Here is an 11880-nt window from a genome sequence, read left to right on the forward strand (position 1 = left end):
GCCGCGTCACATGGCGGCGTTACAGTCGCGTCCTTTGAATCTTTCCGAGGGCGGTAATGAAAACAAATAGGGTCATGCTGGCGGCGCTGGCAAGTGCGGGTCTCGTTGCTTGCAACGGCAGTTCGAATACGGCGCCGGCCATTCCCGAGGGCACGACGGTCACCGTGGCATTGCTGGAAACCACCGATATCCACTCGAACGTCTTGAGCTATAACTATTATGCGCTGGCCGAAGACACGAGCCTGGGCCTGGAGCGCACGTCGACCCTGATCCAGGCGGCGCGCGCGGAAAATCCGAACAACGTGCTGCTTGACGATGGCGACGTCATCCAGGGCACCTTGCTGGCCGACCTGCAGGCTGTGGCCGCGCCAGTGCCGTGCAGCGGCACCCTGGCCGTGCACAAGGCAATGAACGCGCTGAAGTACGACGCGGGCGGCATGGGCAACCATGAATTCAACTACGGCTTGTCTTACCTGAGCCAGATCACCAACACGGATTTCGGCATTCCCGGCGTGGCCAAGCCGACGGGCACGTGCGGCGCGCCCGCCTTCCCTTCCGTACTGAGCAATGTTGTCGGCGTGTCCAGCGGCAAGCCCATCTTCCAGCCCTACACTGTGCTGCCGCGCGACTTCGCCGCCACGGCGCCCGATGGCAGCAAGCTGACCGTCAAAATCAATGTGGGCGTGCTGAGCTTTGTGCCGCCGCAAATCCTTGAATGGGACCAGAAAGTACTCGCTGGCAAGGTCAGCGTGACGGGCGTGCAGGAAGCGGCAAAACAGTACGTGCCGGAATTGCGCAACAAGGGCGCCGACCTCGTCGTGGCCCTGTCGCATGGCGGCCTGGACACGAGCGCCTACAGCCCGAAGATGGAAAACGGCAGCTATCATTTGACCACCACGGGCATCGACGCGCTGATGATCGGCCACTCGCATCTGATCTTCCCGAAAGGCAAGGAAGTAGGCGCGGCCGCGCTGGACGCCTCGTTTGCCGCTTTCCCCGCCAGCGCCAAGATCGACGCCGTCAACGGTTTCGTCAATGGCGTGCCGACCGTCATGGCGCAAAGCTGGGGCCGCCGCCTGGGCATCATCAAGCTGACGATGGTGTATCAGGGTGGAAAATGGGTGGTGCAGTCGGCCAAGACGACGGTGGAATCGCGGGGCTTCAAGTACACGGATGGCACGACCCTCGTGAAAGCCGACCCGGCCATCGCACCGCTCGTTGCCACCGAGCACGCGGCCACCATCGCCTACGCCAAGCAGCCGCTGGGCATCAGCACGGATTTCGAGATGTCGGCCTATTTCGCGCTGGTGGGCGACGTGAGCGCCATCCAGCTGGTCAACCAGGCGCAGCTCGACTACGTGAAGAATTTCATCGCCACCAGCACGGACGCCACCTTGTCCAGCTACAAGAATATCCCCGTCATCTCGTGCAGCGCGCCATTCAAGGCGGGCCGCAACGGACCGTCCGACTTCACGGACGTGGCCGCGGGCGCGACGCCGGCCGCACCGGTCGGCTTGCAAGTGCGCAATCCGGGCGACTTGTATTTGTATAGCAATAACAACCTGCAAGCCGTCAAAATCAAGGGATCGGACTTGAAAGCATGGCTGGAAACGTCGGCCAGGCAATTTGCCCAGATCGACCCAAGCACCACGGTCGAGCAGGACCTGGTGCCGTCGTATGGCACGATCTACAACTATGACGTGTTCTATGCGGAAAACAATGCGCTGACGTACCAGATCGACGTGACGAAAAAGCCGGGCAGCCGCATCGTCAACCTCACGTACAAGGGCGCGCCCGTGGCCGACGGCGATGACTTCATCGTTGCCACCAACGACTACCGCGCCGGTGGCGGCGGCGCCGTGCCTGGCATCGACGGCAGCAAGACCATCATCAAGTCGCCCGATGCGAACCAGGCCGTGGTCAGCAACTACCTGGCGTCGCTCAGCACCAAGGGCGGCAAGGTGACGTTGGCGGCCAATGGCAGCGCGCGCAGCTGGAGCTTCGTCAAGACGGCCACGGCCGGCCCCGTGATCCTGCGCTCGGCACCGGGCCATTTGGCGCTGGCGCAAGGCAGCGGCATCGCCAACGTGGCGGCCGAAGGCGGCCTCGACGCCAGCGGTTTCGCCAAGTACCGCATCGACCTGAGCAAATAAGGTCCACAGGCCGGGACTGCGACAGTTCCGGCCTGTCTTGATGAAAGGTGATCAATATGAAACATGCACTATCCCTTCCTGCCGTCGTGCTGGCCCCTGTCCTGGCCACTATCCTGGCCGCCTGCCAGTCGTCGCCACCGCCCACGGCTGCCGAAATCGAAGCCGTCGCCATGCATGCGCGCCAGGCGGGCGACCACCAGGCCGAGCGCCGTGTGCGCAGCTGGGCCAGCAAGGACATGCCCGTCGCCGAGCGCGAACTGGCGCTGATTTACCAGCCCCGTCCCGAACGCCGCGCCGATGCCTTGAGCCTGTTCGAACAGGCGGCCCGCGCCGGCGACACGGAAGCGGCATTCGAGCTGGGCCAGATGCTGCGCGCGGCTACGCCCGACCAGGCCTGGCTGTGGTACCGGCAAGCGGCGCAGCAAGGCCACGCCAAGGCGGCACTGATGCTGGGCCTGCTGGCGGCAAATGGCGAAGGCGTGCCGCAAGACCCCGTGATCGCCGCACACTGGCTGGCCAAGTCGAGCGAGCTGGGCAATCCGCACGCCATGTTTTTGCTCTACAACGCCTACCGCGAGGGCCGCGGCGTGCCGCGCGACCTGGCCAAGGGCCATGCGCTGCTGGAAGAAGCGGCCCACCACGAATACCCGCCCGCCATCCAGGAACTGGCCATGACGGTGCAAGCGGACGACGCGCTGCGCGCCAGCCACCTGATGAAGGAAGCGACGGAGCACCGGCATAATAATTGGAACAAGTTTTAAAAACTGGGCAAAAGGCCAGTGGCGTGATCGAAGCCTGCCTTTATATACTTGCAACTTGCAAGCGTGCGGGAGCGGCAGCTATTCAGCGCTTATGATGCAAGGACGCCGGCTGAGCTTGCTCGGGCGGAGTGGCAAACCATCCCGCACAAAAAAGTTTACACTGGTTTGCATTTTAGAAATTTTACTCTGGACCAGCCCCGGTGAGTGTTCATTCAACCCAGCCAGTGTTTGAGTAGCGCCGGTGCGTCCATTGCTCTGCCTAGCCATGAAAGAAAGAGTCCAATGAAAAAGCTGACCACCGCCTTTGGCGCGCCTGTTCCCGACAACCAGAACATCCAGACGGCCGGTCCACGCGGCCCCGCCCTGCTGCAAGATGTGTGGTTCCTGGAAAAGCTGGCCCACTTCGACCGCGAAGTCATCCCCGAGCGCCGCATGCATGCCAAGGGTTCCGGCGCGCACGGCACGTTTACCGTCACGCATGACATCACGCGCTACACGCGGGCAAAAATCTTTGGCGAAGTGGGCAAGAAAACGCCGATGTTCGCGCGCTTTTCCACGGTGGCCGGCGAACGGGGCGCGGCGGACGCGGAACGCGACATCCGCGGCTTCGCCCTGAAGTTCTACACGGAAGAAGGCAACTGGGACCTGGTCGGCAACAATACGCCCGTCTTCTTCATGCGCGACCCCTTGAAATTTCCCGATCTGAATCACGCCATCAAGCGCGACCCGCGCACGGGCTTGCGCAGCGCCAACAGCAACTGGGATTTCTGGACTTCGCTGCCCGAAGCCTTGCACCAGGTCACGGTGGTGATGAGCGACCGTGGCTTGCCGCGCAGCTTCCGCCACATGCATGGCTTCGGCAGTCACACTTTCAGCTTCCTGAATGCGCAAAACGAGCGTTTCTGGGTCAAGTTCACCTTCAAGACCCAGCAAGGGATTCAAAACCTGACGGATGCCGAAGCTGAAGAACTGGTCGGCAAGGACCGCGAAAGCTCGCACCGCGACCTGTACGAGAGCATCGAAAACAAGGATTTCCCCCGCTGGACCCTGTACGTGCAGATCATGCCAGAAAAAGAGGCAGGCACGTATCACCTCAACCCGTTCGACCTGTCGAAAGTGTGGCCGCACGGCGACTATCCACTGATCGAAGTGGGCGTGCTGGAACTGAACCGCAATGCCGACAACCACTTCGCGGAAGTGGAACAGGCAGCCTTCAACCCGGCCAACGTGGTGCCCGGCATCAGCTTTTCGCCGGACAAGATGTTGCAAGGCCGCTTATTCTCGTATGGCGACGCGCAGCGCTACCGCCTCGGCGTCAATCACAGCCATATCCCTGTCAACGCGCCGAAATGCCCGTTCCACAGCTACCACCGCGACGGCCAGATGCGCGTCGACGGCAATATGGGCGGCACCCTGGGCTATGAACCGAACAGCGAGCAGGAATGGGCCGAGCAGCCCGATTTCCGCGAGCCGCCATTGAGCATCGAAGGCGCGGCCGACCATTGGAACCACAGAGTTGACGAGGATTACTATTCGCAGCCGCGCGCCCTGTTCCGCCTGATGACCGCGGCGCAGCAGCAAGCCTTGTTCGACAACACGGCGCGCGCCATCTCGGGCGCGTCCGAGCAAGTCAAGCAACGCCACATCGGCAACTGCACCCTGTGCGACCCCGCCTATGGCGCGGGCGTGGCCGAAGCGATCGGCCGCCTGAGCAAATAAGCCAGGCTCAAACCAGGTAAGGCAGGCTCAAACACTGCATGGAAGGCCTGGCAACAGGCCTTCCTCCGCAGCGATCCGCGGCATGGTGGCCAAGCTGCCGGGCCCGCCCCCCTACCAGCGCTGGATATCGATCTGGCCCGTGATGCTCGTTTCCACCGGATAGCCCTCGACCTGCGATGGCACGCGCCGCTTGACGGACGAGTCGCGCAGATACACGACGAGTGCATCCTTGCCCACGGCCGTCTGCCCCAAGCTGACACCTTCCACGCCGTCGATGGCCATCAGCGCCCGCTCGTTGCGACGCTTCGCCGCTTCCAGGCGGCCCTGGGGCGCGGCAGGCGCATATTGCCCCATTCCCCGTCCACTAGCCTCATCCGGTAAGTACGGCATGGCAGCGTCCTCGAAGACGCCATGAGGCGATTGTGCGAATTTACTGTTTGACATGACACACCCTCCTGATGCCTTCCATGATACACCCGGCCATCGGGCGTCGCCGCACCCTTCGCCGGGCACAACCATGCGTGACTGCTGCCCCTCATACCATCATCATCGTGCAAAAAGCAGCGTTATACAAGGACGAGGCGGCGCGACGCCAACGCCACGCCGTGTCCTCGCGGCGTTCAGGTGTACAAATTGATGTCGAGCGCCACCACCACCCGCCGCATCTGGTTGGCAAACGTAATATTGCCGCCGCCGGCAAACAGCAGGCCGACGGGATTGCGCTGCTGGTTCCAGGTCCAGATGGACGAACCGGAATCGCCGCCCGCGCTGAACGCCCCGCTCACGCCCGTGATGGCGATCTGATCCTGGAACAACGCGATCCTGCCGCCACCGTAATTGACGTTGATGGTGGCGCCCAGGCCCGTGATGCGGCCCTGCGTCAATTGCGTCGTGCGGCCGGACTTGCCGACCATCATGCCCAACGCGGGCGCCACCAGCGCATTGCTGATGCGGAAGTACGCGGGCACGCCACCGCTCAGGTAGACCAGTTCGGGACGCACGCGGTCTGGCCAGGCCCAGCCCGTGGCGCAATCGACAAAATTGACGCCGCCACTGAAATTGATGGGCACGAAGCGCTCGAGCACGGCCACCTGGTCTTGCGGACAGCGGCCGCCGTCGATGGGGCCAGGCTGCACGATGCAGTCGTTAAAGACGCCGCCGTTGGAATTGGCCAGCACGTGATTGTTGCTAAGGATCATCAAGCGGCTGTTGCGCGGCGCGCTGCGCCCCACGGCCAGGCAGCCGATGGTGCCGGCCGTGATGCGGAAATGCCCGACCGACACGCCGCCCGGCGCCGGGCGCAAGCGGAAACGATGCGGTTGCGCATCGATCACGCCCGTGACGACGATGTTGACGGGCACCCTGTCGCTGGACACGGCGCGCACGCCCATGGCGCCCACGATGGCGGCCTTGGCGCGGTCCACGGAAGTGGGCTCGGCCACGTACAGGGTCAGGGCTGGCAAGCCCGGTTCGCCGGACGAGCTGTCGCTGGCGCCCTCGCCCAGGCCGATGGACACGCCCTGGATATTGCCGCCGTCGCTGAAGGCATCGGCCGCGCGCACGCCGCCCACCTGGGAGATGGACTGGCGCATGCCGTCTTCGATGCTGCGCTTGATTTCCAGCAATTCCATGCTGACACCGCTCAAGGCGTCGGGCACGTCCGAGACGGACGCGCTCTCGATCGTATTGTCGTCTTCGCCGGGGGCGGAAAATTGGCCGACGGCCTCTTCATCGTCCGCGCTTTGTCCCCTGCCGCTGCCGCCTGGCGGGGCGCTGAAACCATTCTCATTGCCTATCATCATGTTCTCCTCGTGGGTCGTCGCAAGACCAGTGTGGACGGGCCGCGCGGGCCGGTATTGATCTGGATTGAACCGAGCCGACACATGGCTGGCCTATCCCGACGGCGGCAGCGAGGATAAAAATAGTTCCATCGTCAAGGTTGAGCGAGATCAGGCGTGCGGCCAGAGGCGACGCCGTATACTTGACTGGCAGGCTGGAACTGGGCCTGCTTCATGGCAGCAACGGTATGGATGGGGGAACAATGACGAGCCCTGGTATGACACGCCAACCCGACGACGCGCCTGCGGACCAGCATGCCGATTTTGTGCACGGTATGGCGGCATGGGCGGAAAAACATCGCATCAGTCCCTGGCGCGGCAGTTTTGCCGACTTCATCGAGCAAATCCTGCCCGGCCGCGCAGCTCTGCTGACACGCAGCGCGCACCAGTACCTGTGGGACATGATGCGCTGGAACGGCCAGACGGACGATGCCGGGCGCTTCCGCTGCCGTCTGTTCGACGACGAGCTGTTCGGCATTGACGAAGCGATCGACCGGGTCGCCGCCTACTTCAAGGCAGCGGCCGCCGGCTCCGAAGTGGGCCGGCGCATGCTGCTGTTGCTGGGGCCGCCATCGGGCGGCAAGTCGACCATGGTGATCCTGCTCAAGCGGGGGCTGGAAGAGTACAGCCACAGCAGCGAAGGCGCACTGTACGGCATCGCCGGCTGTCCCGTGCACGAATCGCCGCTGCATCTGGTGCCGCACAGCATGCGCGCCGACTTTCGCGCCAGCTATGATGCCGAGCTGCACGGCGAACTGTGTCCCCATTGCCGCGCCCGCCTGGAAGAACAGTACGCGGGCGACTTCCTGCGCATGCCCGTCGAGCGTATCCACCTGTCCGAGGCGGGCCGCTGCGGCATCGGCACCTATGCGCCGCACGATCCCACCACGGCCGACCTGGCCGACCTGGTGGGTTCCGTCGACCTGTCGAAAGTGGCGCAGTACGGCGACGAAGGCGACCCGCGCGCCTGGTCGTGGTCAGGCGCCGTGTATGCGGCCAGCCGCGGCATGCTGGAAATGATCGAGATCCTCAAGGTCAAGCGGGAATTCCTCTACACGCTCGAACACTTCCCGAACCACCACCGGGCGCTGGCGTCGATGGCCAAACTGGGACTGCGCCTGAAAAGCGCGCAACCGGTGGGCGCCCGCTACACGGTCAGCTGCTTTTTCGAGCGCGCCATCGCATTCGCACCGCACGACGTGACGGCGCGCATGGTATATGGCAGCTATCTGCTGTCCACGGGCCAGGATGCGATGGCGCTGGAACAGCTGGACGCTGCCAGCCGCCTGGCGCCCGACCAGCCCACCATCCAGTACAACCTGGGCTTGATGTATGTAAAGAAGAAAGAATACGAGAAGGCCAGCGCGCACGCGCAAAAGGCCTATGCGCTGGGTTTCCCCTTGCCGGGGCTGAAGAACAAGCTGAAGGCGGCGGGCAAGTGGCGCGAGCCGCCGCCGGCGCCCGTCGTCGTGGAGGCGAAGGAAGCGCCGAAAGCGGAAGAACCGGCAATGCCGCCGGTCGACGAACCTAGCGGGGAATGACGGCCGGCCGCTGGGCCACGCTCAGGTGCCCCGCCGGCGACGCGGCCAGCGCGGCGGCCAGGTCGCGCCGCGCTTGCGCCTTGTCTTCCGCCTCGCTGATGTACGCCAGTTCGGCCGGCTGCAGCACGGTAAGAACAAGCAGCATCACCTCGCCATACGGCGTATCGAACGATGAAGGGATGGTGCTCGCGCCCTGGGCCAGCAGCATGCCCACCTGTTCATTCTCGTCTTCGAGGCCCTTGGGCGCGTCTTGCAAGTCCAGCGCCATCGACACGCTGCCGTGGCGCTGCACCAGCAAATCGATGGAACCATGGTCGGCCACGTTCTGGCTGACCTGATAAATCAGATCGAACAGCCACGATGCCTGCACGGGATTGCCGTCGAAGGCGGACAGCGGCGCCTCGATGCACACTTCCAGCAGGTGGCCGCGCGGCACAAACACGTCGTCGTCATCCTCGAACGGATCGCTCAAGCCATCGCTGGCGATGAGAATCGAATCAGGCCGGCGTATCACCCTCCAGGCTTGGCGCAACGATGGCCAGCGCGGGCCACCCATGAAGGCCGGATTGACCAGCGGCGCCAGTACGTCGGCGCCCATTGTGCCCAGGGTGGCATAGAAGGCGTCGCGCGCGGCGCAAGCCGCGGCCAGCATCTGCGCGCCCGCTTCCTTGCCGACGACGGCGTCGTCCGGTTGCGGCACTTGCGGGATAAGGTTTTCAGGCATGAGAGAGTCTACTTGCGGGATAAGGTTTTCAGGCATGAGAGAGTCTTTGAATTAGTCGGCGGGTGGGAAGTCGTGATAATTGCGGGGTAAATACCCCCAGATGCGCGCCACCCGGTCCCGCACCTCGAAATCGAAGCCGATGCGATCGAGCTCCGGCACGATCCACACGCCGTGGTCGATGATTTTCTTTGGCAGCAGCATGGCCACGTGTTCTTCCGAGTACAGGCTGATATCGAACCATTCCACGCCCATGAACGGGAACGGCGGGTGGTAATCCCATTCCGTATCCCAGCGCGAGACATAGCCGGAGACGGAGCCGTAACGGTACGACGGCGCCCAGTCGGTGCGTCCGCGCATGAAGGCCAGCAGCTCGTTCCACTTGCAATCGTTGGCGGCGCCGGCCAGGTTGCGCCGCGCGATATGGCCACGCAGCTTGCGCTTGATGTCGTCGCCGCCGGCGTCGGCCTGCGGCAGGCTGTACGTCACTGATGCCGTCATGCTGGCGTCCCCTCTTCGTCGCTCACGCGGATGTTCGCCCGCAAATCCTCGACCAGCCGCTTGCGGCTGCTCAAGGCGTATTCGATGGGCGAAAAAGGCATGGCGGCCGCCGCATAGGCATCGATCAGCGCATGCATCTGCTGCGCCTGCGCCTGCGACAACAGCGTCTTGCCGCCATTCCCGCTTTGCTGCGCGAGCTTTTCCTGCAGCACCTCTTTCCAGGCGATGTGCGCCTCTGACATGGGATTGGCCACGCACAGGGAAAACGTGCCATTCAAAAAATACGTCCAGGCGCTGTCGGCGCGGGCGCGCAAGCCATCCGCGATCGGCGCACCGCTGTCGTCGAAGCAGTCGCGCAGGCGCCAGGTCGTCAGGTTCAAGGCCGCCAGCGCGGCAGCGTAACGGGATGCAAATTGCGCCTGCAGACGCGCTGGCGCCGTTTGCGCTCCTTCGGCGAGAGCGTGCCGCGCAACAGCGATCCAGGCCAGCTGCGACGGCGGAAAATAGCGGCCGGCACGGGCCCCGGGCGCGGCCATGGCGCCAAAGACGAACGAGCACAGATTGCCGCTGTTGTCGACCACGTACGCAGGCGCGGGAACGAGGCGGGCCTGGATCAAGGCGTCGATGTCCGCCATGGTCATGGCGGCGGCTGCCGACAGCTGCGTCTCGTCCAGATAGTGCTGCGCGAGATAAGTATCGAGTTCCGTCATGCGCGGGCTTCCATGTTGATGATGTTATCTACGCAAACAGGCTTATTTCGCCACCGGCTTGACCTTGGACGCAGCCAGCACGGCGCGCGCGCGGGCCGTGTCGATATCATCGGCCGTGGCCAGCGCCACGCCCATGCGGCGGCGGGCGAACGATTCGGGTTTGCCGAACAGACGCAAGTCGGCGCCCGGCACGCTCAAGGCGTCGGCCACGCCTTCGAAGGCGATGCCTTTCGCTTCCAGCTGGCCGTAGATGACGGCCGAAGCGCCGGGCGAACGCAGCGCCACGTTGACGGGCAAGCCGAGGATGGCTTTCGCGTGCAGCTCGAATTCGCTCTGCACCTGGCTGGCCATGGTGACCATGCCCGTGTCGTGCGGACGGGGGCTCACTTCCGAGAACCACACCATGTCGCCCTTGACGAACAGCTCCACACCGAACAGGCCCAGGCCGCCCAGGTTGTCCGTCACCTTGCGCGCGATGTCGCGCGAGCGCTCGAGGGCCAACGGCGCCATGCGGGCCGGCTGCCACGATTCCACGTAGTCGCCATGCACCTGCAAGTGGCCGATCGGCTCGCAGAACTGCGTTTCGATCTGCCCCGAGGCGCCGACGGCGCGCACGGTCAGCAAGGTAATTTCGTAATCGAAGTCGATGAAACCCTCGACGATGACCCGGCCCGTGTCGACCCGGCTGCCGCTGGCCGCATACGCCCACGCCGCGTCCACGTCTTGCGCGCCATCGAGCTTGGACTGGCCCTTGCCCGACGACGACATCACGGGTTTCACCACGCACGGAAAACCGATCTCCTGGCAGGCAACCTGCAACTCCTGCAGGCTGCTGGCGAAGCGGTATGGCGACGTGGCCACGCCCAGGGTTTCCGCCGCCAGGGTGCGGATGCCTTCGCGGTTCATCGTCAGCACGGCCGCGCGTGCGTTCGGGATGCACGTGATTTGCCCGGCCGCTTCCAGCGCCGCCAGGGTGTCGGTGGCGATGGCTTCGATTTCGGGCACGATCAAATCGGGCTTTTCCAGGTCGATCAGGGCGGCCAGGGCCACGCCGTCGCTCATGTCGATCACGTGCGAGCGGTGCGCCACCGGGTGGCCCGGCGCGTTCGGATAACGGTCGACGGCGATCACTTCCACGCCCAGGCGCTGCAGCGACATGATCACTTCCTTGCCCAGTTCACCGGAACCCAGCAGCATGACCTTGATGGCGGTGGAGGACAGGGGCGTGCCGAAGGTGCGGGGCGCGATGGTGCTGCTGGTGCTAGTGGTCATGGCAGGGTCTGTAGGCAATGGAAAGATGGCTGGGACTATAACAAATGCCGGCCATCTTGGACAGGGCGCACCGCTGCCTGACGGGCCAGGCTAGCCCGCGTACGCCCGCTTGATCTCGTCAATATCGATCTTTTTCATGCCCATCATGGCTTTCATCACGCGCTGGGCCTTGACGGGGTCGGGGTCGCCCAGCAGCTTGACCATGATGGTGGGCACGATTTGCCAGGACACGCCGAACTGGTCCTTGAGCCAGCCGCATTGCTGCGCTTCCGGCGGCCCGCCTTCGGACAGTTGGTTCCAGTAGTGGTCGACTTCGTCCTGGGTTTCGCAATTGACCTGGAACGAGATGGCCTCGGAAAACTGGAACAAGGGACCGCCGTTCAGGCCCGTAAACGTCTGGCCGTCCAGCTCGAACGCCACCGTCAGCACGCTGCCCGGCTCCTGGCCGTGGATTTCCTTGCCCTCCTCGCCATAGCGCAGGATCTGGCCGATCTTCGAATTGGGGAATATCCCCGTATAAAACAGAGCCGCCGCCTCGGCGTGGCCGTTGAACCATAAACACGGGGTAATCTTTTGTATGCTGTGCATGATGTCTCCCTTGGCCGGTGTGTGGATTAGCTACGCTAATATAGTCATAATTGCGCCGGCATGGCGCGCGGAATGC

11 protein-coding genes are annotated in these 11880 nt (G+C 63.9%); 4 read left to right on the forward strand and 7 right to left on the reverse strand.

From position 1 onward, the window contains the following. Positions 1 to 56: 56 nt before the first annotated feature. The 3 genes from ASN89_RS12995 (at position 57) to ASN89_RS13005 (ending at position 4633) form a co-directional block, all read left to right on the forward strand. Positions 57 to 2153: a bifunctional 2',3'-cyclic-nucleotide 2'-phosphodiesterase/3'-nucleotidase gene (locus ASN89_RS12995; RefSeq protein ID WP_058049541.1), complete on the forward strand. Its 2097-nt coding sequence runs from the start codon at positions 57 to 59 to the stop codon at positions 2151 to 2153. 56 nt (positions 2154 to 2209) lie between these two features. Then, positions 2210 to 2914, forward strand: a complete 705-nt coding sequence (locus tag ASN89_RS13000; RefSeq protein ID WP_058049542.1) for a tetratricopeptide repeat protein — start codon at positions 2210 to 2212, stop codon at positions 2912 to 2914. 282 nt (positions 2915 to 3196) lie between these two features. Continuing rightward, positions 3197 to 4633 carry a catalase gene (locus ASN89_RS13005; RefSeq protein ID WP_046685210.1) on the forward strand — a complete coding sequence of 479 codons (1437 nt, stop codon included), beginning with the start codon at positions 3197 to 3199 and terminating at the stop codon, positions 4631 to 4633. Positions 4634 to 4744: 111 nt separating this feature from the next. On the opposite strand, the gene ASN89_RS13010 is transcribed toward ASN89_RS13005, so the two are convergent. Together ASN89_RS13010 and ASN89_RS13015 are read right to left on the reverse strand one after the other, a co-directional pair. Further along, positions 4745 to 5023 (reverse strand): hypothetical protein, encoded by a 279-nt coding sequence (locus tag ASN89_RS13010; RefSeq protein WP_152988556.1) that lies wholly within the window; start codon positions 5021 to 5023, stop codon positions 4745 to 4747. Between the two features lie 230 nt (positions 5024 to 5253). Further along, positions 5254 to 6435, reverse strand: coding sequence for a S1 family peptidase (locus ASN89_RS13015; RefSeq protein WP_235432974.1), 1182 nt, complete (start codon positions 6433 to 6435; stop codon positions 5254 to 5256). Positions 6436 to 6689: 254 nt separating this feature from the next. Here ASN89_RS13015 and ASN89_RS13020 point away from each other — a divergent pair, with 254 nt between their 5' ends. Continuing rightward, entirely contained in the window at positions 6690 to 8012 is a 1323-nt protein-coding gene (locus ASN89_RS13020) for a hypothetical protein (RefSeq protein ID WP_058049544.1), read from the forward strand. Here the strand turns inward: ASN89_RS13020 and ASN89_RS13025 are convergent. The 5 genes from ASN89_RS13025 to ASN89_RS13045 form a co-directional block, all read right to left on the reverse strand. After that, complete coding sequence (locus ASN89_RS13025) at positions 7999 to 8736, reverse strand: hypothetical protein (RefSeq protein WP_058049545.1); 738 nt, start codon at positions 8734 to 8736, stop codon at positions 7999 to 8001. The genes ASN89_RS13020 and ASN89_RS13025 overlap by 14 nt on opposite strands. A 51-nt stretch (positions 8737 to 8787) precedes the next feature. Beyond that, positions 8788 to 9234 (reverse strand): DUF6678 family protein, encoded by a 447-nt coding sequence (locus ASN89_RS13030; RefSeq protein WP_058049546.1) that lies wholly within the window; start codon positions 9232 to 9234, stop codon positions 8788 to 8790. Continuing rightward, entirely contained in the window at positions 9231 to 9944 is a 714-nt protein-coding gene (locus ASN89_RS13035; protein ID WP_058049547.1) for a DUF6058 family natural product biosynthesis protein, read from the reverse strand. Before ASN89_RS13035 ends, ASN89_RS13030 begins: the two co-directional genes overlap by 4 nt. Before the next feature lie 42 nt (positions 9945 to 9986). Beyond that, positions 9987 to 11216, reverse strand: a complete 1230-nt coding sequence (gene purT / locus ASN89_RS13040) for a formate-dependent phosphoribosylglycinamide formyltransferase (RefSeq protein ID WP_082654550.1) — start codon at positions 11214 to 11216, stop codon at positions 9987 to 9989. Positions 11217 to 11306: 90 nt separating this feature from the next. After that, positions 11307 to 11804 (reverse strand): VOC family protein, encoded by a 498-nt coding sequence (locus ASN89_RS13045; RefSeq protein WP_058049548.1) that lies wholly within the window; start codon positions 11802 to 11804, stop codon positions 11307 to 11309. Positions 11805 to 11880: the final 76 nt, after the last annotated feature.

Origin of the sequence: Janthinobacterium sp. Ant5-2-1 (genome assembly GCF_001445815.1) — a bacterium.
GTDB lineage: Bacteria > Pseudomonadota > Gammaproteobacteria > Burkholderiales > Burkholderiaceae_D > Janthinobacterium > Janthinobacterium lividum_E.